We start from the raw sequence: 22,358 nt of genomic DNA, 5'->3' as shown, positions 1-22,358 counted from the left end.
GCTCAGGTACTGCATACCGCTTATTCACCTGCAATTGCAACGACAAGCGGTCGGCGGAATAAGGTTGTACACCAAAAAACCATTTTCTTTATGGACCAGGCAGTTGAGCCTTGTGGTGGCGGCCGTTGCGTCGCACTCTTGTACGGTATAATTTCAGGCGGCGATGCGCTTACCAGGCAAATGACTCTACATACCCAGGTACATTGGGCTGACCCATGTTATTTCATTTTGTCTGCCCATGTGTTCAGTTTCGCTTCCAACACCTGCAGCGGCATTGCCCCATCCTTTAATACTTGGGAGTGAAAATCCGGAAGCCGGAACTTTTCGCCAAGACTTGCTTCGTATTTGCTTCTTAGTTCGCGAATCTTTAGCGCACCAACTTTATAGCCCAATGCCTGTGCAGGTATCGCCATATAACGTTCTATTTCTGCCGTTGCACCCTGTTCGCTGATTGCCTCGTTTGCCATCATGTATTGAATTGCCTCTTCACGTGTCATGCCTTTCGAATGAATGGCTACGTCTACAACCAGCCTGATCGCCCGGTGCATTTCATCCCCCAATGCACCCATGTACTGGTACGGATCAGTATAAAGCCCCAGTTCTTTCCCTAGCGACTCACAGTAAAGTGCCCAACCTTCGATATAGGCGTTGTTGCCGCCAAAACGCCTGAACTTCGGCAAAGTGGAGTCCTCCTGCTGCAACGAAATCTGGTAATGATGACCGGGTATCGCTTCATGAAGAAACAATGACTCCATCCCCGATGTGGTGTTAAACGTGGTAGCATCGAGAATGGGCACATAGAAAATACCTGGTCTCGTACCATCCGGGGAACCCTGGTTGTATTCTGCACTTGCGCTTGCAGCCCTGAAGGCTTCTGTTTGCCTGATTTCGAACGGGGTTTTTGGCACCAGCGTAAACATCTTGTTGAGGTTGGGCTGCATTGTGCGGTGTATCGAGTCGAAAGCCGCGAGTACCTGAGCCGGGGTTTTATAAGGCGTAAAAAGTTTGTCTGATTTCATAAGCTCAAAAAATGCGGGCAGGTCGCCGGGGTAGTTTACCGAAGTTTTTACGCTGTCCATCAATCGCCTGATCCTTGCAACTTCCCGAAGCCCGGTCTGGTAGATTTCCTCCGGCGATTGATCCGTTGTTGTTTGTTGGCGAACCAGGTAGCTATAGAATTTGGAACCGTCAGGAAGGTCGCCGGCACCGGAGGTTGCCCTGGCACTTTGCAGGTATTCGTTTTTAAGATAGGCTGCCAGGCGCTTGTATGCAGGCATAAGCTGGCCGGCAACCGCTTGCTGGTACAATGTTGTTAACCGCTGCCGGTCAGCAGCATTTATGCCCTCGGGAAATTTTTGTACCGGCGCCAAAAACAAGCTGGTAGACGTACTGATCTCGTCAAGCTGAGGTATCATCTTCTTCACCAATGCAGCGGGCAGTACTACATTCTCGCGAACCCCTCTTTTAAAGTAAATGATTGCGCTGTCGCTCCATGCCGAAAACAGGGCTACCCTCATCAGCCAGTCCTCGTAATCCTTAACTGTTTTAAAAGGCTGGTTGCCGGTACCACTGCCAAGCTGTCCCATACTGAGTGGAAGTGCATAAAACTGGTTAAATGGTACCAGGTTATCTTTAAAGGAAAGGCCTTCAAGGTTGATCTCCATTTCTCTTTTAAAAATATCGTAGCTGATCTGGTCCTGAGCACCCAGGTTTTCGCGATCGTATTTACTAACGAACACGCGGTAACGGTCGTAGAACGCACGCAGTTTTTGACGATAGCTGTCCGTAAAGTCGGCAGGCAGCAGGTTATTGTAGCGCGGATCGCCGATCGATGTTGCCTCAAGGGGGAACAATTCAAGGCGCTCCTCGTAATACCGATCAAACAGGGCAGCCAGTTCTTTGTTAGGTTCTTTTTGTGGATTGGTGTGGCTTAGCTTGCATCCAAATGAGATTAGCATGAGCAAAGCGGCGAATGAGAAAACCTTAGTGGGCTGGAGCATTGTAAACATGTGTTTCAATGGGAGTTATTGCAAATAGATTAGTGTCAAGAGAAGACATACAAAAATGCTTCAAGATACGCTGATGTTCTTATTGTAACCGGGCGAACCGAATCGGGGCAAACATTATGGTCCGGTATTCAATGTTAAGTTGCCGCCATCTGTTTGCTAACCCAAGAGGAGATTACACCGGGTTGCATGTCGGTTTCAGTACTTTTATTGTTTCCTAACTGTTTGAATTGGGCGAGCCGGATTACCTGGATGATGGTAGATGATTTACCCGCAAAAAATCCGGCTGGTTCTCCCGGTTTGTTATGGTATGCTGTGTTGATATTAAAGCCTGGCATTCATTTTTCCGGTGAGCCACCAAGGTGGGCTGTTCTGCCACGATATTGCCTCGGATGATATGTGATTATTGCAACAGTTTCCGACTAAACAACAGGCTTATATATCAAGTATGGTTATGCATGCAGTGCTGCAACCTGACCGTTGAAATATTGTGCACGCAAATGCGTTAACAAGGGACTCGGGGTTTACCCGTTTTGATTGTAGGTGGTACAATCAGGAAAAGACAGGATGAGACCAATACGGCAGATTCCAAGTTTGCTAACCAGGATTGACCCTGATTCCTGGCTACAATCGTAGAATCATAATATTAATACCCTTAGCAAAAGCTTTATTACATTTGCTATCTAACAACATTTATGGAATATAATACCGAGAGAAACCATTTGACGATGAAAGAATATGGCAGACATATTCAAAGAATGGTAGAACATGTGCTGACCATTGAGGACCGGCAGAAGCGCCAGCAACAGGCGCAGGTGATCATTGAATTAATGGGCTTCTTAAACCCTCACCTGAAAAACGTCGACGATTTCAGGCATTTGCTTTGGGATCACTTGTTTTTTGTAAGCGATTTTAAGCTGGACGTTGATTGTCCATACCCCATACCAACAAAAGAAACTTATAAGGTTAAGCCTGATCCGCTTCCTTATCCTAAACGCAAGCCCCGTTATTCGCACCTTGGTAAGAACCTTGAGATGGTAATTGACAAGGCATTGAAAGAAGAGAACCCCGAAAAACGTGTTGGCTTTGCGAATTCTATTGCATATTACATGAAGCTGGCTTACAGCAACTGGCATAAAGAACTGGTACATGATGATGGCATCCGCGCTGAATTAAACATCATCACCAGTGGTCAGCTTGAATTCGACAGCACCCCTTTTGTAAAACACTATCGTGCGGTTGAGGGTCGTGATACCCGCAATGGCAATTACGGCGATAACCGGTTTAAAAGAAATAACAACGCCGGCAGCGGCGGACAATTTCAACGCAATAACCGTGATGGCGGCACCGGTAACGGCATGGGCCGCGATAGCCGTGATAGTCGCCCAACCGGGAATACCGGTAATGGTATGGGCCGTGATAGCCGCGGTAGCAGCAATCCCGGTGGCAATACCCCCGGCCGCGACAACCGGAACAACAAATTTGGCGGACCCAAAAAGCGGTACTAGTGAGCAGTTTTGTTGTACCGGGTGGAGTAAAACTTAGGGGTGAAATTGTGCCACAGGGTGCAAAAAACGAGGCACTTCAAATTATATCAGCCGTTCTCCTTACTTCGGAGCCGGTCACCATCAGCAACATTCCCGACATTGTTGATGTAAATCTCCTGATAGAATTATTGGTCGACATGGGGGTTAAGGTAGACAGGCAATCGCCCGATACCTGCGTTTTTATAGCCGACGATGTTAATGTAGACCATATTGCTTCTGAAAACTTCCGCAAAAAAAGCGGCCGGCTCCGCGGTGCCGTAATGCTGGCCGGCCCCATGCTTGCCCGTTTTAAAAAGGCATACATTCCAAAGCCGGGAGGCGATAAAATAGGGCGCAGAAAACTGGACACCCACATCATCGGTTTTGAAAAATTGGGTGCACACTTTCACTTCGACGAAGGCAACCAGCAGTTCCACCTAACTGCTCCACGGTTAACCGGCACATATATGCTGCTGGATGAACCATCGGTTACCGGTACCGCAAACATCCTGATGGCTGCTGTACTTGCCGAAGGAACTACCACCATATACAATGCGGCTTGCGAGCCATACCTGCAACAGCTTTGTAAAATGCTAACCCGTATGGGTGCAAAAATCAGCGGGATCGGCAGCAACCTGCTGGTAGTCGAAGGGGTAGCAAAGCTCCACGGCACCAGCCACAGCATGTTACCCGATATGATTGAGGTCGGCAGCTTTATTGGTCTTGCTGCCATGACAGAAAGCGAGCTCACCATTAAAAATGCAGGCATCGCAAACCTTGGGTTGATACCTGAGAAATTCGGCTTGCTGGGTATTGACATGGAATTCCGCGGAGACGATATCTACATCCCGGCACAGGAGGTATACAATATTCAGGAGAACATGGACGGATCAGTGCTGACCATCTCCGATCATCCATGGCCCGGGTTTACGCCCGACCTGCTCAGCATCGTGTTGGTAGTTGCAACCCAGGCAAGGGGCAGTGTACTGATTCACCAGAAAATGTTTGAGAGCAGGTTGTTTTTCGTAGATAAGATCATGGAGATGGGTGCGCAGATCATATTGTGCGATCCACATCGTGCAACGGTAATCGGCCTTGCCCGAAAACATGCGTTGCGGGGGATCACGATGTCGAGCCCTGATATCCGCGCCGGGGTTGCCTTGCTGATAGCGGCATTAAGTGCCGAAGGAACCAGCACCATCCAAAACATCGAACAAATTGATCGCGGCTACCAGCACATCGATTCCCGGCTGAATGCACTTGGAGCAAACATCAGCCGGATAAATTAGCCTTATTGCTACAGGCTCAGTTCTTCGGACCATCCTCGTTGCCAGCTCGCCCTTCAGCTTCTTCTTTCTTTTTTACTTCCACCACTTCATATTCAAAAGCAAATACTCCGGCACGTATCGGCTGCCTGATGTGTTTAGCATATACCTTGGTGAAGCATGCACCATAATAAAGGATAAAGGAACAGTAGAAAACAAATAAGAGCAGTAGTACAATCGAACTGGAGGTGCCAAATACGGTATCGAGGTTTCCCAACAAGAGCATATAACGGATGAGCATCTTGCCGATGGTGAAAAGTACTGCTGTAAATAGTGCGCCATTGATAGATACCTTCCACGATGGCTTACCGTCTGGCAGGTATTTGAACAGGATGGCAAACCAGATGGTCGCTATCAGGGCTGAAAGCACCTTACCAATGGTTACGTTAACATACCAACCGGTCAGGGTAGAAAACTGCGTGAAATTGTGACGCAAAAAAGCCTGGAGGCCTTCAATAAAAGTGCCCCCGAGAAACAATATGCCGGCAAGCAATATCACAAGCAGCGCGGTAAAACGCGACTCAAACTTGTGTACCAGTTTTTCCTTTGGATCCACCCGGATCTTCCAAAGTTGGTTTAGCGAGTCTTTGATGACCTTAAATAAAGTAGTAGCTACGAAAATCAGGAAAATGATTCCACCTACAGTGATGTACCTGTTTTTAGCCAGTGCCTGGAAGCCGATAAAGGTCCGCCGGATTTGTGCAGTACTTTCCCTACCCAGGACATCGGCAAGCCGGGTAAAAAATTCTTCACCCAGATTTTCAATCCGGAACAGGTGACCAAACAGCTGAATAAGAATGATTAGGATCGGGGGTAAGGCAAACGTGGTAAAAAATGCCGTTGCACCTGCCATCCTCAACGGGTCGTTTTTTTTCAGTTCCTTAAAGGCGTCAACCAGTAACGTTTTAAATGTTTTGAGGGCGGTAAGCGGCATGCATAAAGCTTCTGGATTATCCCAAGTACGGTATGCGAAAGTAGTTCTTTAATTTTCTGCGCAGCACAGCGCTGCTGTCGATTTAGCCATTGATCAGATCTGCACATCAGACCAATCGGCAAAGGATTTTCATCTAGTTCTCCGATCAAAGTTTCCTTTATTTGCATCTCATTTACACACATGACCGGAAAGATCATCATCATCACTGCGCCTTCGGGTGCAGGTAAAACCAGCATTACGCGTTACCTGCAAGCAAAGTACCCCGTTTTGGCGTTTTCTGTTTCTGCTGCTACAAGATCACCACGGGAGCAGGAAAGAAATGGTGTTGACTACTATTTTATGAGTACGGAAGAGTTCCAGCACAAGATCCAGGAAAATGAATTTGTTGAATGGGAGATGGTTTATGAAGGCAAATATTATGGCACACTTAAGTCGGAGCTGGAACGCATCTGGGCACAGGGCAGGGTTCCCATGCTCGACATCGATGTAAAAGGCGCCATCCATGTGCAGCTGCAGTTTCCCGATAGTTCGTTTTCGTTATTTGTTGAGCCACCTTCGGTCGCTGAGCTCGAGAAACGCCTGCGCAGCCGCGGAACAGAAAGCGACGACAGCATCGCCACCCGGGTAAACAAAGCAGCTTACGAACTCTCCTTTAAACACTCTTTTAATAAGGTCGTTGTTAATCATGTACTCGATGTAGCTTGTAGAGAAGCGGAAGAGGCCATTGTTGCATTTTTGAATGGAAGTTAGGGAGTGGGTATTGAGGTATTGGGTATTGAGGTGGGGAAAGTTGATAGGTTGACTGGTTGATTGGTTGATAAGTTGATCGGTTGAGATGTTGAGATGTTGATTGGTTGATACGTTTACTGTTAATTGGTTGAAACGTTGACTGGTTTGATACGTACTTTTCGGATTTGCTGTGTTCCTTTTTACATTTTTCATTTTACATTTTTCATTATTACCCTTTTGACTTTAACTGCTCATGATAACACTCTACGGTATTCCCAATTGTGATTCGGTAAAAAAAGCAATAGTCTGGCTAAAGCAGCACGACCTGCCTTACCAATTTCACAATTACAAGACCGAAGGGATCACTAAACCAAAGCTCAGGGAGTGGTGTAAACATTGGGGTTGGGAAAAGGTGCTGAATAGAAAAGGAACCACCTGGAAAGCCCTCTCGGCCGAGCAACAGGCGGCAATCAATACGGAAAAGACTGCCATTCAATTTCTCATCGAAAATACCAGCGCTATCAGGCGCCCGGTGCTGGAGTATGGAAACCTGATGTTCCTTGGCTTTGATGAAGACAATTACCAGGAACTGCTTTCGCCGCAAAAAGCCGATCCTCTTTAATTTGGACCGGCTCATTAGAAAGACTGGTCCAATGGACGTTATTTTTCTTTGAAGGCCTTTGGGGTCATGCCGAATTTTGACTTAAAAACGGTAGAAAAATAAGCAGGCGACGAGAAGCCGACCGTATAGGCGATCTCACTAATGGTAGCCTCCTCGTGTTGCAAAAGGTACTTTGCTTTTTGCAGCCGCATATTTAGAATATAGTCGTTCACATTTACATTCAACAACACTTTCACTTTCCGGTAAAGCTGTACACGGGAGATACCCATTTTTTTGCAGATTTCTTCCACGCTAAAATCTTCGTTCGACAAATTGCTTTCCACCAGGGCAGTAAACTCGCTCATGAATTTCCGGTCCATTTTGCCGACCGTGGTGGTTTTCAGGTTCGACGGCATTTCGGAAGTGAAGTGTTCCTTCAGCATCGCCCGGTTCGACAGCAGGCTTTTAATCGTTTGTTCCAGGAACTGTACACTAAACGGTTTGGTTATATATACGTCGGCCATATTTTTCATACCCTCAATCTGGTGCTCAGTTTTTGTTTTGCCCGTGAGCAAAACAATGGGTATGTGAGAGGTGCGGATGTCTGTTTTAAAGATATTCACCAGCGCCATCCCATCTTTACCCGGGATTACCACATCCGAAATGATCAGGTCCGGAACGATATCAAAACCCTGTTGAAGTCCCGACTGCCCATTATCTGCTTCCACAATCTCATACTGCGCTTCCAACCTGGCCTTCAAAAACCCGCGCAGGTCTTCGTTGTCCTCGATGATCAGGATGGAATGTTCCCTTTCCGTTTTTTTCTGACTTTCTTCGGGAACATCCGGCGGCTCGGTTGCCTGCCCGGTACTGTACACTTTTTCATCCTCGTAGATGGCCGGCATAGTAGGGTTTTCTGCAATTTCCTGTTTGTCCAGGTGGGCATTTCCGAGCAATAATTGAATTTCGAAGCTCGTGCCTTTCCACTTCTGGCTCGAAAGGGTGATTGTGCCTTTATGCAGATGAATAAGCTGTTTGGATAACGCAAGCCCGAGGCCTGAGCCTTTGTGATTTTCGAATTCGCCCTGGTAAAAGAGCTCGAAGGCACTGTCAACTGCCTCCTCCGACATGCCGATGCCATTATCATCAACCCTGATTACCACGCGATCGCCAGCCTCGTTTTTACTAACGTAAATATGAACATAACCACCATCTTTAGTGAACTTGAATGCATTCGACAGCAGGTTAAACATCACCTTATCCAACATATTCACGTCGTACCAAACCAGGAGCTGCCGTTCATGGGTGATCAGCCGGAGATCTATGGTACGCGTTGCTGCCATACTTTGGTAGGATTCGATAATCTCGTTTACAAAAGCAATCAGGTCGTTTTTAGTAGCTTGTACCCGCATTTTATCCACTTCTATCTTCCTGAAGTCCATCAATTGATTTACCAGTCGCAACAGCCTGATTACGTTTTTATGAATAAGGTTTAGGTTGCGTGTTTGCCGTGGCTGGTTTTTGGTGGCCCCTAATAGTTCTTCAAGGGGTCCCAGGATCAACGTAAGGGGAGTACGAAACTCATGTGAAATATTCGTAAAAAAGGCCACTTTAGCTTCGTTGGCGGCACGCGCCTTCACCGACATTTCCTCCAGCTGATCCTTCTGTTCAACAATCTCATCGTTCTGCTGCTTCAACTTCCTGTTGATCCGGCGATTTTCCCTTAGCGAATACAATACAAGTCCCCCCAACGAAAGCGCCAGTACCAGCGAGCAGATGAGCACGTACAAAAATGTTCGCTGGTTATTATAAATCGTTTTCAACCGGTGAAGAATGCTTTGCTGGTTTTCTATTTCCCGCTGCTGACTATCCACCTTATTGGCCTGTAGTTGCAGGTAGCGCACGTTAGTTGAGTCGATCACGGTGGTATTCAACAAATGCTCCCGCTTGAACTCGTCTTTATTAAGGATTTTCAGCGCGATGCGAATTGCCTCTTCACCGCCGGTAGGGTACAACATGGTAGCGGTGATGCGTTTATTGGCTACCAGCTGCATTCCACATCCGTTACAAGGAAGGCCATCGACCCCTATGATCTTCGGCAGCTTAGCGTTCATGCTTTTGTATACTTCGTTTGCGCCCGCGGCCATTACGTCGTTTTGGGCGAAAATGAGGTTGATATCTTTATAACGGGATGCGATACGCGACAATTCATCGTGTGCCTTTTGCTTGTACCATTCCCCATTTACCCTTTCAACAATACGGATGGAAGGATAGTTTTTTAGTGCGGCTGTGAAGCCCCTGTCGCGTTCAATGGCGGGAGTCGATTTGGGTAACCCGGTGATTTCAATAATGTTGCCTTTCCCCTGCAATTGGTTAATGGCATACTCACCAGCCATCCTCCCTATTTCATAGTTGTCACCCCCCACGTAGGCCGAATAAAAGGGGGTAGCAATTTTTCGGTCCACCACGATAACCGGGGTGCCTTTAGTAAAGGCCTCTTCAACAATTGGCGTCAGGGGTTCCGCTTCATTTGCCGAGATAATCAGAATGTCGACCTTATTGTTAAGAAGCTCCTTTACCTGGCTGATCTGTTTATCGCTGTTCCCGTCGGCCTGCAGGTAAGAAAGTTTTATACCGGGATGAAAAGAAAGTTCCCGCTTCATATCCTTAAGCATAGTCTTCCGCCAGGCATCCGACTCAACACACTGCGAAAATCCGATATGGTATTGTTTGCCCGACGGCTCAGGGGTACATGCTGTTAGCAGTGTACAAAGTAGCAGAACTACAGAAATTGCGTATCGTGCTATAAAAAACATAATGGCAACAACCGGGCGATATGCTGAAGTGCCCTCGTCGGGTAGAAGTACAAATTTATCGATTTGCGTTGTTCCTTCCGAAATTAAAGAACAATGACTTAACTACCGGCCTACTCACCTGGTCGCAATGATACAAGATTGAAATCAGCTGGTACAAAATCGAAAAACACGCATTTAGAACCAGATTAAGAAACATGATAACCCATTCATTATTAATCGTTTAATCGATCCCAGCAATTTTCTCAGGAACAGATAGCTTTTGGTACATAATCATAATGCTTTCGCAGGTCCGGCAGCCTACTTTGGTTCGAAATTGCTTGTCAAATGTTGCCTTTCTCCTTCACCCCTCCGTGGCATGATTATGTACCAGGCCGGATAATAACTAAAATTAACCGGGCCTGTTCTGCAGGGGCTCTTCCCGTTGGTGCGCTATCTACCTTCATAATATATGCACCGTTAGTAATGTCGCCCTTTGCAGTATTCAAAACGGTACCGCGGTTCATATATGTTTTCTTCTTTTTTGTCCAGGCATTGGCAATTCTCATGTGGAGGCTAGCCACGTCCGTCTGGCTGGCCGTTCGAACGGGCCCGGTTCATCTTTTTACGCTGTTGGCATCAGCAGGTTTCAGGTTGAGTCGCTTTCCTAGCCCGGGATAATGCTGTTGACAAAAGTTTTTTTCTTCCTCCAGATAACTGCCGTTTTTAAGTTCCTCGTCCTACGAAAGTCCGCACTACCATTCCATTCATTCACCTTATCAACTTACAAAGATGGACCCTAACTCTGCATGCCCGGTAGTTTGCTTCGGCGAAGTGCTTTGGGACATTCTGCCTTCGGGGGCACAACCCGGCGGCGCCCCGATGAACGTTGCCTATCACCTGAATAAGCTGGGCACTGCCCCGGCACTGATAACCAGGATAGGACTCGACGACTATGGAAAAAAACTGGTGAACATGCTCGCCGACACCGGCGTTACCACCGAATTCTTCGACGTTGACTACGACCACCCGACCGGCCTGGTGTATGCGAATACCAATGATCACCACGAAGTTGTTTACGACATCGTCAACCCGTCGGCCTGGGATTTTATTGTATGGCACGATGAATATGCGGCGCTGTTGCAACAGGCTGAGTTTTTTGTTTACGGCAGCCTCACCTCACGTAGTAAAACGTCGAGAGAAACCCTTAGCCGCTTATTGGAGCACGCAAAAACAAAGGTGCTGGACATTAACCTTCGTCCGCCCAATTTTCATCGCAGCACCGTGGAAAACCTGTTGCAAGAGGCAGACATCCTCAAAATGAACATCGCCGAGCTTGATTTGATAACCGGCTGGTTCAGCCAGTTTCAAACCACGGAGGATCGCATTAGCCTGATCCAGGACCGGTTTGATATCGAGACCATTGTTGTTACTCTGGGCGGCGAAGGGGCAATGGTTAACCAAAAAGGAAAATTGTATCGACATGCCGGATTTAAGGTAGTAGTAACTGATACCATCGGTAGTGGCGACGCGTTCCTCGCCGGTTTTCTTCATCAACTGCTTAAAGGCGAAACTATTGAAAGCGCGCTGGACTTTGCATGTGCACTGGGAGCATTCATAGCTACCCACCCTGGTGCCTGCCCCGACTATGACGCAACACAAATAACGACACTAATCAATGCTCATAACGACCAGGTTCTTCACACTATTCATCACCATTAAATATTCATTATGCGAAAACTTGTCTCCTTTCTGAGCTGTTTCCTGATTTCAGTGGCAGCGTTAGCTCAGGGAAAAACAGTAAGTGGTACCGTTACAAACAAAAGCGATCACGATAAACCGATTGCTAGTGCGACGGTGCAGGTAAAAGGAACCTCAATCTCTACCCAAACAAATGCCGAAGGGCGCTTCAGCATCTCCGTTCCTGCCGATACAAACAGATTAGTGGTGTCTTTTGTCGGGTTTCAAAGCGCCGAACTGCCTACCGAGGGCGTAACAGCCGTTAGTTTTTCTATACAACAGCTGCCACTTGCCCTCAATGAGGTGGTCGTCACCGGCTATACTTCGCAAAGAAAAGCCGATGTAACAGGTGCTGTGGCTATTGTAGATATGGGGCCTGTAAAAAACAACAGCTCTGGCAATACAATGCAAGCCCTTCAGGGCAGGGTAGCCGGTTTGTACATCGAAAAGGATGGCTCGCCCAACGGATCCAACAGCAGGATATTGATCCGGGGTGCCAACACTTTAGGCAACACTGATCCATTGTATGTTATAGATGGAATACCTACAACAAGGCCTGAAGTCTTTCAAAACATGGATCCTGCGAATATTGCCTCAGTCCAAGTTCTAAAAGATGCATCGGCAGCATCAATTTATGGTGCCCGCGCTTCAAACGGCGTCATCATTGTGACTACAAAAAGTGGGGGCAATACGAACGGTTCAGTTCAATTCCAGTTGAACAGCAGTGTGTCCGTTCAGTCTGAAAAGTCAAGCCGGTTTAAGATGCTGAACTCTGTTGACCGGGGAAAGGCATTGTGGCAGGCTTCGGTGAATGACAGGCAGGATCCCGTGGCCGGTTACGGCGACATTTACAACTTCGCCTGGAACAACGACTATAACAATCCCGTATTGAGCTCTGTCACGCTTAAACCTTTTGTTGGTGGCGATCCAAATACACCTTCAGGTAACACCAATTGGCAAGATGTTATCTATAAAACCGGGATTGTTACAAACAATAGTTTAACGGCGTCAGTAGGTAACAGAAACTCCTCGGTTGAAATCAACTTCGCTCACCTCAAGAACACGGGCATGTTACGCTTTACAGGTTATGAACGACTAAGCGGCAGCATCAATGCGCTCACAAAAGTTTTTAATGATAAACTTACGTTTGGCCTAAATCTTCGTGTAGCAAACTCAAATGAAACCTTAACAGCACGCGACCTTGGTGGGGCTACCACAACTTTCCTGGCGGTTACGCTCGCCCCCACCATTCCTGTTTACCAGAAGGACGGGAGTACTTATGCAGGTGAATCCGGTGCGGGTTATTCAGATAGAAATAACCCGTTGCATATGCAGGACCTTGCCAAATGGAACAATGCCAACCGGCTAAGTACATTTGGAAATGCATTTGTAGAAATTCAACCCATCAAAAACCTGTTTTTTAAGTCGAACATCGGTGCCGATAATGCTTTCTTCCTGAATAAAGTAATCAGCCCGACTTTCACCGAAGGCGCATTAAGCCGAACTACCAACAGCCTGCTTTTTGACCAGAACAGATTCCTGAGCATCACTTTCTCCAATACGCTCCGGTACAATTGGAACCCCACTGCTGATCATGGCTTTAAGTTCCTGGTAGGAACCGAATATATTAAAACCAACGTTGATTTTCAATCCACCAAAAAGGAGGGCTATGCCATACAAACCGAAGATTATTTCACGCTTAATGCGGGCACCGGGAACACCATTGCTACCGGCGGCTCAACCGGGAACCGGTTGTTTTCACAATTCGGTCGGATAGACTATAACTACGACGATAGGTACCTCGCCGGGGTTACTGTTCGCCGCGATGGTTCCTCCCGCTTTGGTGCCGACAACCAGTACGGCATTTTTCCCGCAGCTTCCGTGGGATGGAGGATCGACAAAGAAGCGTTCATGCGCAAATCCTTTTTTTCTGAGTTGAAAGCAAGAGTAGGCATAGGAAGGGTAGGTAATCAGCAAATTGGCGACCTCGCGCGCTTTGGCCTTTTTGATACGAGATATGGCACTTCTCAAAACCAGCTTACCCCCGGTTTTTGGGAGCAGTACATGAATGTTGGCACCGCATATTCGCTTTCCGGTGCAAATACAGGTACACTGCCTTCTGGTTTTGTACAAACGCAGGCAGCAAACTCGGGGCTTAAATGGGAAACCACCGACGAGATCAATGCAGGTGTTGACTTCTCCATCTTAAGAAACAAAGTATATGGTTCATTTGATTATTTCTCGCGGAATACATCCGGGATATTGATCATCCCCCCGGTTGCATCGGCATTGGGAGAGGGGCAGTCGAAAGCGGTAAACGGCGCTTCGAAAAGCAACAGGGGTTGGGAACTGGTTCTTGGCTATCAGGGCGAAAGACGCGGCGATTTCACCTATGATGTTAAGTTAAATTTTGCGCATTTCAGGGACGAGATCACGGAACTACCTGAGAATGTACGTCCCGCTTACGCAGGTAACCTCGTAAATACCATTATTGGTCATTCACAGTTCGACATCTTTGGGTACAAGACCAGTGGACTCTTCCAGTCGCAGGGCGAAGTGGACAAAGCACCCACCCAGATCGGCGCAGCACCCGGCCGCATTCGTTATGTAGACATCAATAACGACAATGTCATCAACGACCTCGACAGGACGTGGATTGGCACCACGCTGCCCGCTTTAGAGTATGGCCTGAGGGCCGACCTGAAATACAAAAACTTTGATGCTACCATTTTTGGTTCCGGCGTAGCAGGTCGCGAAGGTTTTGATGTGTATACGCTTTTCAATAACCTGATGAAGAGCAGGGAGAATGTAGGCCCCGGTGTGTTCAATGGCTGGACACCTCAAAACACAAACACCCGGGTTCCGGCACTTACCCTTAAAGACAATAACAATGAAGGCCGCACATCAGACTACTTTATTGTAAATACATCGTATTTCAAATTGCGGAACATTCAGGTGGGTTATTCTTTAAAACCCAGATCCGTTTTCTCACGCATCCGCTTCTTCGGAATGGCTGAGAATATACTAAGGATAAAAAGCAAGAGCTACCTGAGCCCGGATCCTGAACGTATCGACCTCGACCCCGTTCCTATTCCCCAAACATTTACGCTTGGTATCAATGCATCTTTCTAACGATTATATAATCAAAGCAATGAAAAAGATAATAATAGCGGCTGTTATCACATCAGGATTTTTCCTGGCCAGCTCATGTAAAAAAGCACTGGACTATACCCCAACGGGTGTTTTATCGTCGTCGGACCTTACATCGCCAACCGCGGCCGACGGCCTTGTAACCGCTGCATATGCAGCTATCGGCAACGGCGATATGATCGGACCAATTTACAGCAATTGGGCATACGGCAGTGTGCGGTCGGACGATGCTTACAAAGGTGGCGGTGGTACGGGTGATGTAGGCGAAGTGGATGCACTTGAACACTATAACCTGGTTAACCCAACCATGGGTTCTTTCGTAACCCGTTCTTGGCAAAACCTTTTTAAATCAATATCAAGGGCGAACGTTGCTTTGCGGGCGGTGAATTCCTTAACTGAAGAAGTCTTTCCCGTAAAAAAACTACGGCAGGGCGAGCTAAGATTTTTAAGGGCACACAGTTATTTTACGATGAAGTTGTTGTATAAGAACATCCCGATTTTCGATGAAACGGCGAGCAGCGAAGACATTCTGAAGGTGTCGAACACCCTGAGCAACGAAGACTCCTGGAACAAAATTGCCGCCGACTTCCAGTTTGCAATAGAAAACCTGCCGGCAAACCAGGCCGAAATCGGAAGGGCAAACAAATACGCCGCACAGGCCTATCTTGCCAAACTTAGGCTCTACCAGGCTTATGAGCAGGATGCAAACCACAAAGTTATCAACATCAATCAAACCCGGCTGCAGGAAGTAGTGACCTTAACCCAGGCGGTGATATCATCAGGAAAATACGCGTTAAGCCCCGATATAGCAAACAACTTCTTACCTGAAACCGAAAATGGCCCGGAGTCTGTTTTTGCCATCCAGTTTACGATTAATGATGGAACCACTGCAGGACGATTGAGCTTCGAAGACGGACTTAACTATCCGCATGGTGCACCGCAATATGGTTGCTGTGGTTTCCATGCTGCCAGCCAAAACCTGGTGAATGCCCACACAACTGATGCGAATGGCTTACCAAACTTTGAAACCTTCAACAATGCACCAGCAGACCTCAATACGGCCACTGTAGATCCCCGCCTCGATCACACAGTAGGCATCGAAGGCCATCCTTACAAGTATGATCCCACTAAGCTTTTCAGCAACAGTTGGGTACGGGATGCCGGGGTTTATGGAAACTTTCATACCATGCGAAACCAGCAGTTGGCTTCAAATGGTTCCTATTTTAAACTCGGCCCGTTTATGGGAACCGCAAAGAATTACGATGTAATCCGGTACGACGACGTTTTGCTGATGCAGGCAGAAGCCTTAATAGAACTAGGACAACAGGCTAACGCCTTACCACTTATTAACCAGCTTAGAAGAAGAGCCGCCGCCAGCACCGAAAAGGTCAAAAAATCAGATGGCAGCTATCCTTCCAAATACAACATCAAAGAATATGCGGCGGCAGGCTTTACACAGGAGTTTGCCCGAAAAGCCCTGCAATGGGAACGACGCCTTGAATTTGCAACCGAAGGCGCCCGCTTTTTTGACCTGGTAAGATGGGGCATAGCAGAGCCAACACTGAATAACTACGTGAACGTTGAAAAAACCAGGAGAAGTTTTTTAAGTACAGCAAAGTTCACGGCTGGCCGGGATGAATACCTGCCCATCCCACAATCGGAAATCACCTTCACTAATGGACTTTACAGGCAAAACCCGGGCTATTGATAAGCCTTTGTATTGATCTTTCACAGGCAAGCATAAAGGTGGGGGCGTTTCTACGCTCCCCCTTAATCTTCCACTTACCTGAAAAACTTTAAGCAATGACACAAAAAGCGCTTCGGCTTTCATTTACCCCGTTGTTACTGATTTTGATGTTTACCGCAGCCATGGCCCAGTCGGGAAAAGTTCCACCTTTCAGAATAGTGCAGGCAGGTGGCAAAATATTTAAAGCGGAAAACCTCCCGCAAGGAAAGCCGGTTTTGATCATCTATTTCTCACCCGAATGCGACCATTGTGATCACCTGGTGAAACAATTATTAAAAAGGGGACCTGGTTTAAAAAAAGTATCAGTCGCTATGATCACGCATTTGCCAATGGCTACCGTTGCGGATTTCGTAAAGCGGAACAACCTGGCAAAATATGGCAACTTTTATGTAGGCACCGAAGGCACTACCTACTTTGTTCGTAATTATTACGGTGTAGTTGAAATGCCATTTACCGCCTTGTATTCCAGGCAGGGCGAGCTTGTTAAAAAGTATTTGCATCAACCTGAAATAAACGACTTGTTTGAAAAACTAAATCACCTGTAATCGTGCTTCTGAAACCTTTCGGATCAAATTATAAACACTAACACATGTATGTAGAAACATCTAAAGCAATTGACCCAGGCATAGGTTCAGGGGATGTGTCCGGGGCTGCCGGTTATGCTGTCCGGATAAGCCTTATTGCCGCACTGGGTGGCTTTCTTTTTGGCTTCGAAACCGCAGTGATTTCCGGGGCCGAAAAAACAATCCAGGCCCTATGGAACCTGAGTTCGGGGTGGCAGGGTTTTACCGTCGCCTCAAGCCTGATCGGTACCGTTATCGGTTCTATCGTGGCGGGGATGCCGGCACAAAAATATGGACGCAAAAAGGTGCTGTCAGTAATTGCTATTCTCTACCTGCTATCTGCTATTGGCTGCGCACTCACACCGGTATGGATACTATTTATCACTTTTCGTTTTATCGGCGGACTTGCAGTTGGCGCATCGTCGGTGGTTGGCCCCATGTACATTGCTGAAGTGGCACCTGCAAAGATCAGGGGACGCCTTGCCGGATCATTTCAACTCATGATCGTCGCCGGCATTTTTATCGCTTACCTCACCAACTTCCTGTTTGTGGATATGGGTGAAACGGGATGGCGCTGGATGCTGGGCATTATGATAATCCCCGCTGCGCTCTTTGCCGTGCTGTTGCGTTTTATCCCTGAGAGCCCACGATGGCTGGTGCTCAACAACCGCGATGATGAAGCCAAAAAGGTGTTTGCAAGAACAGGTGAAACCAATGCGCTTGAGCTTATTCGCGAAGAGCACGAATTATCGAAAGGGGGTATCAAAGAAAGCCTCTTCAATGGCAAATACAACAAGCCTATTTTATACGCGGTTTTGCTCGCGATGTTCAACCAACTATCGGGAATTAATGCCATACTCTATTATGCCCCGCGCATTTTCGAAATGGCGGGTTTCGACAAAGCCGATGCCTACCTGCAACCGGTGTACATCGGCGCCGCAAACCTCTTTTTTACAATCATGGCGATGACAGTCATTGATAAGTTTGGTCGTAAAACACTCCTGATGGTAGGCTGTGTCGGGTTGGTGTTGTTCCTGAGTTTAACTGCCCATGCCTTCAGCAGTGCAGGTAATCTTGGCAAAAATGTTCTCTTTTACCTGTTGGGTTATATCGCATTTTTTGCTTTTTCGCAAGGTGCGGTACTGTGGGTATTTGTTTCGGAGATCTTTCCGAATTCAGTTCGTTCGCAAGGCGGCTCATTGGGTAGTTTTACACATTGGATCATGGCTGCAATCATTTCATGGACCTTTCCGATGATCGTTGAAGGCAGCGCAAATGGTGGGTTTTACTCATTTGTATTTTACGCCGTGATGATGGTCGTTGCATTCATTTTTATCTGGCGTGTGATGCCCGAAACAAAGGGAAGGTCGCTGGAGCAAATTCAAAAGGAACTGGGCATAAAATAGCTACCGTGTGTACACAAATACAATGGCACACGGAAAACATGGATTGAACGGATTTGCACAGATTTCTTCAATAGAAAATAGAAGTATTCTTCTAAGCCTCATGTTTTAAGTTGGTATTTCGTCTGCATCAAGGTGTTACTAAAAAAAGGTATTATCAACAAACAAACGGCAATCACTTATATCCGTTTAATCGGTGTCATCCGTGTTCCCGATTTCAGAAAACAAGATGTGTCCACACGGTAGTATAAAATAGAGCGACAACAGAATGATGTTTTTTTATGGGCCTGGCGGGATTGACCCGATTATACATCGTTGCGTCGCACACTTGTACCGAAAACCATTACTCATCAACGTTCCTTGCGATGGCGACTACAACAGCGAATCAAAATTTGCATACTGCCATATCCGTTCGCAAGAGTAATCCACATTAAGCACCGGAAATACACCGGGCAACAATCTCCTGACCATTCAAGCCACATCAATGAAAACGATACTTACACAATTGGTTTCCCTCGCAGTGTTGCTGATCAGCACCGGTGCAAACAGCCAGCATCGAACAGGCGCCTATAACGAAACGCATCGCCCGCAGATACATTTTTCACCCGAGGCCCATTGGATGAACGATCCAAACGGGATGGTATTTTACAACAACACTTACCACCTGTTTTACCAGTATTACCCGGATAGCACGGTTTGGGGGCCGATGCATTGGGCACATGCAACGACCAAAGACCTGGTTCATTGGCAACACCAGCCGGTTGCACTTTATCCTGACAGCCTTGGTTATATATTTTCAGGAAGCGCAGTTGTCGACCTAAACAACACCTCGGGATTTGGCCGCAACGGTAAAATACCGCTGGTGGCCATTTTTACCCACCACGAGCCTAAGGGTGAAAAGGCGGGCAAAAACGACTACCAAAATCAAAGCATCGCCTATAGTTTGGACAATGGGACTACCTGGACAAAGTACGCCGATAACCCGGTGCTGAAAAATCCCGGCATCAAAGATTTTCGCGATCCCAAGGTGAGTTGGTATGAACCCACAAAAAAGTGGATCATGACCCTTGCTACCCTGGACCGTATAACCTTTTACTCTTCACCAAACTTAAAAGACTGGGCGAAAGAAAGTGAATTTGGAAAGGACTTCGGCGGTCATGGCGGCGTATGGGAATGTCCCGACCTTTTCCCGCTTGAATACAAGGGTAAGCAGGTATGGGTACTTCTTGTGAGCATTAACCCCGGCGGACCAAATGGCGGTTCTGCCACCCAATACTTCACCGGGCAATTTGATGGCAAAACGTTCACGCCTTTTCAAACGGACACACGATGGATCGATTACGGCCCCGACAATTATGCCGGGGTAACCTGGTCGAATACAGGTAAGCGAAAAATATTTCTCGGTTGGATGAGCAACTGGCAATATGCAAACGTGGTACCTACCGAAAAATGGCGCAGTGCCATGACGGTTCCGAGAGATCTCGCTGTTGAACAGGTGGGTGGCAAATACATGTTGCGTTCCACTCCTGTGCCGGAGCTGGAAAAACTTGCTGGTAAACCATTCACCTTTACGAATGTTGATGCGGGCAATTACCACCTTACTGCAAAAACGGGTAAGCTTAATGGTCCTGCACGGTTGCGTTTTTCGGCTGCTAAAATGGCCGACTTCTCTGTTGTTTTGTCGAATGATGCAGGTGAGAAAATAGTCGTAGGGTACGAAAAAAAAGCAAATGAATATTATTTTGATCGCACCAGTGCAGGTAAAACTAATTTTGAGAAAGACTTTGCAAAACGCCTGATAGCGCCACGTATTACTACCCAAGCCAACCTGGATGTGACCCTGATCATCGACGATGCATCGGTAGAATTATTCGCCGATAATGGGCTTTCTGTAATGACCGGAATCTTCTTTCCAAATACCCCGTTTACAAATATCCATATCCAGTCGCCAACCCGGTTTAACCTGAAAAGCGTAAAGTTTCAACCATTGAAAAGCATCTGGAGGTAATCCACTCCAACATGCGCGCTTAACAAAATACCCGCTTTAGTCAGCGGGTATTTTTGTGATCCATAGCTACCATCAGTATATTCTTTATGTTTAGCATATTGTTTTAAAAGACGGAGCTGCGTGAGGCGTCAAAATATTCAGCGATTGAAGTTCGAAGCACCTGTTTAATCACTTTTTCAAACCTTCATGTACAGTCATCAAAATTGAACGTGCAAATTGAACAAACGAATGTTGCAATAATCAGTACCCTGGCCTACGGAGTTAAATATTCCGTTATTTAAAGCAAACCCTTCACACCACTTTGTTTCAGGATCCACAACCCAATATTCTTTCACACCGGCATCTTCGTATACCGCCTTTTTTACAACCAGGTCGTAATGGCGGTCAGCCGATAAAATTTCAACGACAAGGTCAGGAGCGCAGTAAACGCCATTCTTTTTTATTTGATGCTTTTGCTCATTTGATATGAAAAAGATGTCTGGTTGGTACACATTTTTTTCGTCGAGATAAACGTCTACCGGGGCAACGTATACCTCTCCAGGTTGCCCCTGGCTAACGTAGTTAAAAAGCTGGTTGAAAATAATACTTTGAACACGGGCATGTTGTACAAGAGGTGCGGGCGACATAACTAGTGCGTTATCAATAAGTTGGCAAAACGTTCCCTCAGGCATTAGTTTAAATGCCTCCATCCCTGTTCTAGGTGGTTTTAGCACTGTTTCCATTTCAACAAATTACACAAAAAGCTGCGAAACATCTGGTGCTTTACCGTTAAATTACAAGCTTAAGATTTTGCCATGTTTCAAAACAAAACGGTATTTATCACCGGTGCCAGCAGGGGTATCGGCAAAGCGATTGGATTGCGTTTAGCGGCCGAAGGTGCTAATATTGTCGTTGCTGCAAAAAGTATTGAAGAGAACCCAAAACTTGGCGGAACGATTTATTCGGCTGCTGCGGAGATGGAAGCTGCAGGCGGTAAAGCGCTTGCTATTCAGCTCGACATTCGTAACGAACAGCAGATTGAAGAAGCTGTTCAACAAACGGTGGAGACTTTTGGGGGCATCGATATACTGGTAAACAACGCTTCCGCAATCTCCCTCTCTCCTACTGAAAAAACTGATCCGAAGCGCTTTGACCTGATGTATGATATCAATGTGCGGGGGACCTTCTTTATGAGTAAAGCCTGCATACCACACCTGAAAAAAAGCAGCAATGCCCACATTCTTACCTTGTCACCCCCGCTTAACCTCGACCTTAAATGGTTTGCGCCACACGTAGCATACACGATCAGTAAGTACAATATGACGATGATTGCACTTGGTCTGGCCGGCGAGTTGAAGCAATACAACATTGCCGCAAATGCTCTATGGCCGCGAACAACCATTGCCACCGCAGCCGTACAAAACCTATTGGGTGGCGAAACGTTGATGAAGATGAGCCGCATTCCGGAGATTATTGCAGATGCTGCCTATTATATTTTTCGGAGATCGGCTGCAGACTGCACCGGCAATACTTACATTGATGAAGCGGTACTTGCGGAAGAAGGAATTACCAACCTGGACAAATATGCGGTCACTCCCGGTGGCAAACTCTACCAGGATTTATTTGTATGATCTAGATGTTCCTGTATTGTTTGTCTAACCTATTTCTTAACGAAAGCCGGGGTTCAAACAACTCATTTCCTGGCATTGAAGCTGAGATCAATCTGCAGGGCTTTTTATCTTATCGGGTATCCTGCGCCAGGGATTGAAGCGCCCGCCCGGCCGCGCCAGTCGGACGGGGCTACCCCGCTGAAGGCCTTGCGGCATAGCTCGTGGCGGAGTAGTAGCGAAAAGCC

At 46.9% G+C, this 22,358-nt stretch carries 17 protein-coding genes; 11 read left to right on the top strand and 6 right to left on the bottom strand.

Features of this window, described 5'->3' with window-relative positions:
- Positions 1-218: 218 nt before the first annotated feature.
- Entirely contained in the window at positions 219-2,009 is a 1,791-nt protein-coding gene (locus EXU57_RS17355) for a DUF885 domain-containing protein (protein WP_243745636.1), read from the bottom strand.
- Positions 2,010-2,143: 134 nt separating this feature from the next.
- Positions 2,144-2,344, bottom strand: a complete 201-nt coding sequence (locus tag EXU57_RS17350; protein WP_133269510.1) for a hypothetical protein — start codon at positions 2,342-2,344, stop codon at positions 2,144-2,146.
- Positions 2,345-2,701: 357 nt separating this feature from the next.
- Here EXU57_RS17350 and EXU57_RS17345 point away from each other — a divergent pair, with 357 nt between their 5' ends.
- Positions 2,702-3,514: a DUF4290 domain-containing protein gene (locus EXU57_RS17345; RefSeq protein WP_133269509.1), complete on the top strand. Its 813-nt coding sequence runs from the start codon at positions 2,702-2,704 to the stop codon at positions 3,512-3,514.
- Positions 3,514-4,821 (top strand): UDP-N-acetylglucosamine 1-carboxyvinyltransferase, encoded by a 1,308-nt coding sequence (murA, locus tag EXU57_RS17340; protein ID WP_133269508.1) that lies wholly within the window; start codon positions 3,514-3,516, stop codon positions 4,819-4,821. The genes EXU57_RS17345 and murA overlap by 1 nt, the downstream gene beginning before the upstream one ends.
- 16 nt (positions 4,822-4,837) lie before the next feature.
- On the opposite strand, the gene EXU57_RS17335 is transcribed toward murA, so the two are convergent.
- Positions 4,838-5,791: a YihY/virulence factor BrkB family protein gene (locus EXU57_RS17335; RefSeq protein WP_133269507.1), complete on the bottom strand. Its 954-nt coding sequence runs from the start codon at positions 5,789-5,791 to the stop codon at positions 4,838-4,840.
- Positions 5,792-5,971: 180 nt separating this feature from the next.
- Here EXU57_RS17335 and gmk point away from each other — a divergent pair, with 180 nt between their 5' ends.
- Together gmk and EXU57_RS17325 are read left to right on the top strand one after the other, a co-directional pair.
- Positions 5,972-6,541, top strand: a complete 570-nt coding sequence (gene gmk / locus EXU57_RS17330; RefSeq protein ID WP_133269506.1) for a guanylate kinase — start codon at positions 5,972-5,974, stop codon at positions 6,539-6,541.
- Between the two features lie 232 nt (positions 6,542-6,773).
- Positions 6,774-7,142, top strand: coding sequence for a Spx/MgsR family RNA polymerase-binding regulatory protein (locus EXU57_RS17325; RefSeq protein WP_207955520.1), 369 nt, complete (start codon positions 6,774-6,776; stop codon positions 7,140-7,142).
- Positions 7,143-7,180: 38 nt separating this feature from the next.
- Here EXU57_RS17325 and EXU57_RS17320 read toward each other — a convergent pair whose 3' ends face one another.
- On the bottom strand, positions 7,181-9,937 hold the full coding sequence (locus EXU57_RS17320) for a substrate-binding domain-containing protein (RefSeq protein WP_133269505.1): 2,757 nt from the start codon (positions 9,935-9,937) through the stop codon (positions 7,181-7,183).
- Between the two features lie 359 nt (positions 9,938-10,296).
- Complete coding sequence (locus EXU57_RS17315) at positions 10,297-10,482, bottom strand: hypothetical protein (RefSeq protein WP_133269504.1); 186 nt, start codon at positions 10,480-10,482, stop codon at positions 10,297-10,299.
- Positions 10,483-10,705: 223 nt separating this feature from the next.
- Here EXU57_RS17315 and EXU57_RS17310 point away from each other — a divergent pair, with 223 nt between their 5' ends.
- The 6 genes from EXU57_RS17310 to EXU57_RS17285 all read left to right on the top strand — a co-directional run bounded on the left by EXU57_RS17310 (position 10,706) and on the right by EXU57_RS17285 (position 20,524).
- The gene (locus EXU57_RS17310; RefSeq protein WP_133269503.1) at positions 10,706-11,635 is read left to right on the top strand and encodes a carbohydrate kinase family protein; all 930 of its coding nucleotides are present in this window, start codon (positions 10,706-10,708) and stop codon (positions 11,633-11,635) included.
- Positions 11,636-11,644: 9 nt separating this feature from the next.
- Positions 11,645-14,785, top strand: coding sequence for a SusC/RagA family TonB-linked outer membrane protein (locus EXU57_RS17305; protein WP_133269502.1), 3,141 nt, complete (start codon positions 11,645-11,647; stop codon positions 14,783-14,785).
- 19 nt (positions 14,786-14,804) lie between these two features.
- Positions 14,805-16,511: a RagB/SusD family nutrient uptake outer membrane protein gene (locus EXU57_RS17300; RefSeq protein WP_133269501.1), complete on the top strand. Its 1,707-nt coding sequence runs from the start codon at positions 14,805-14,807 to the stop codon at positions 16,509-16,511.
- Between the two features lie 95 nt (positions 16,512-16,606).
- The gene (locus EXU57_RS17295) at positions 16,607-17,095 is read left to right on the top strand and encodes a TlpA family protein disulfide reductase (protein ID WP_133269500.1); all 489 of its coding nucleotides are present in this window, start codon (positions 16,607-16,609) and stop codon (positions 17,093-17,095) included.
- Positions 17,096-17,139: 44 nt separating this feature from the next.
- Complete coding sequence (locus tag EXU57_RS17290) at positions 17,140-18,519, top strand: sugar porter family MFS transporter (protein ID WP_133269499.1); 1,380 nt, start codon at positions 17,140-17,142, stop codon at positions 18,517-18,519.
- 481 nt (positions 18,520-19,000) lie between these two features.
- Complete coding sequence (locus tag EXU57_RS17285; protein ID WP_133269498.1) at positions 19,001-20,524, top strand: glycoside hydrolase family 32 protein; 1,524 nt, start codon at positions 19,001-19,003, stop codon at positions 20,522-20,524.
- A gap of 197 nt (positions 20,525-20,721) precedes the next feature.
- On the opposite strand, the gene EXU57_RS17280 is transcribed toward EXU57_RS17285, so the two are convergent.
- A complete protein-coding gene (locus EXU57_RS17280) occupies positions 20,722-21,246 on the bottom strand; it encodes a Uma2 family endonuclease (RefSeq protein WP_133269497.1) in 525 nt (174 codons plus the stop codon).
- 72 nt (positions 21,247-21,318) lie between these two features.
- Here EXU57_RS17280 and EXU57_RS17275 point away from each other — a divergent pair, with 72 nt between their 5' ends.
- Entirely contained in the window at positions 21,319-22,134 is an 816-nt protein-coding gene (locus tag EXU57_RS17275) for an SDR family oxidoreductase (RefSeq protein WP_133269496.1), read from the top strand.
- Positions 22,135-22,358: the final 224 nt, after the last annotated feature.

Source organism: Segetibacter sp. 3557_3, assembly GCF_004354985.1.
Lineage (GTDB): Bacteria > Bacteroidota > Bacteroidia > Chitinophagales > Chitinophagaceae > Segetibacter.
The sequence above is the reverse complement of the archived record's forward strand: the minus strand, read 5'-3'. Positions and strand labels throughout refer to the sequence as shown.

Coding starts and splice junctions, on each gene's coding strand:
- EXU57_RS17355 (WP_243745636.1), bottom strand. CDS start 2,009: ATGTTTACAATGCTCCAGCCCACTAAGGTTTTCTCATTCGCCGCTTTG.
- EXU57_RS17350 (WP_133269510.1), bottom strand. CDS start 2,344: ATGCCAGGCTTTAATATCAACACAGCATACCATAACAAACCGGGAGAA.
- EXU57_RS17345 (WP_133269509.1), top strand. CDS start 2,702: ATGGAATATAATACCGAGAGAAACCATTTGACGATGAAAGAATATGGC.
- EXU57_RS17335 (WP_133269507.1), bottom strand. CDS start 5,791: ATGCCGCTTACCGCCCTCAAAACATTTAAAACGTTACTGGTTGACGCC.
- gmk (WP_133269506.1), top strand. CDS start 5,972: ATGACCGGAAAGATCATCATCATCACTGCGCCTTCGGGTGCAGGTAAA.
- EXU57_RS17325 (WP_207955520.1), top strand. CDS start 6,774: ATGATAACACTCTACGGTATTCCCAATTGTGATTCGGTAAAAAAAGCA.
- EXU57_RS17320 (WP_133269505.1), bottom strand. CDS start 9,937: ATGTTTTTTATAGCACGATACGCAATTTCTGTAGTTCTGCTACTTTGT.
- EXU57_RS17315 (WP_133269504.1), bottom strand. CDS start 10,482: ATGAGAATTGCCAATGCCTGGACAAAAAAGAAGAAAACATATATGAAC.
- EXU57_RS17310 (WP_133269503.1), top strand. CDS start 10,706: ATGGACCCTAACTCTGCATGCCCGGTAGTTTGCTTCGGCGAAGTGCTT.
- EXU57_RS17305 (WP_133269502.1), top strand. CDS start 11,645: ATGCGAAAACTTGTCTCCTTTCTGAGCTGTTTCCTGATTTCAGTGGCA.
- EXU57_RS17300 (WP_133269501.1), top strand. CDS start 14,805: ATGAAAAAGATAATAATAGCGGCTGTTATCACATCAGGATTTTTCCTG.
- EXU57_RS17295 (WP_133269500.1), top strand. CDS start 16,607: ATGACACAAAAAGCGCTTCGGCTTTCATTTACCCCGTTGTTACTGATT.
- EXU57_RS17290 (WP_133269499.1), top strand. CDS start 17,140: ATGTATGTAGAAACATCTAAAGCAATTGACCCAGGCATAGGTTCAGGG.
- EXU57_RS17285 (WP_133269498.1), top strand. CDS start 19,001: ATGAAAACGATACTTACACAATTGGTTTCCCTCGCAGTGTTGCTGATC.
- EXU57_RS17280 (WP_133269497.1), bottom strand. CDS start 21,246: ATGGAAACAGTGCTAAAACCACCTAGAACAGGGATGGAGGCATTTAAA.
- EXU57_RS17275 (WP_133269496.1), top strand. CDS start 21,319: ATGTTTCAAAACAAAACGGTATTTATCACCGGTGCCAGCAGGGGTATC.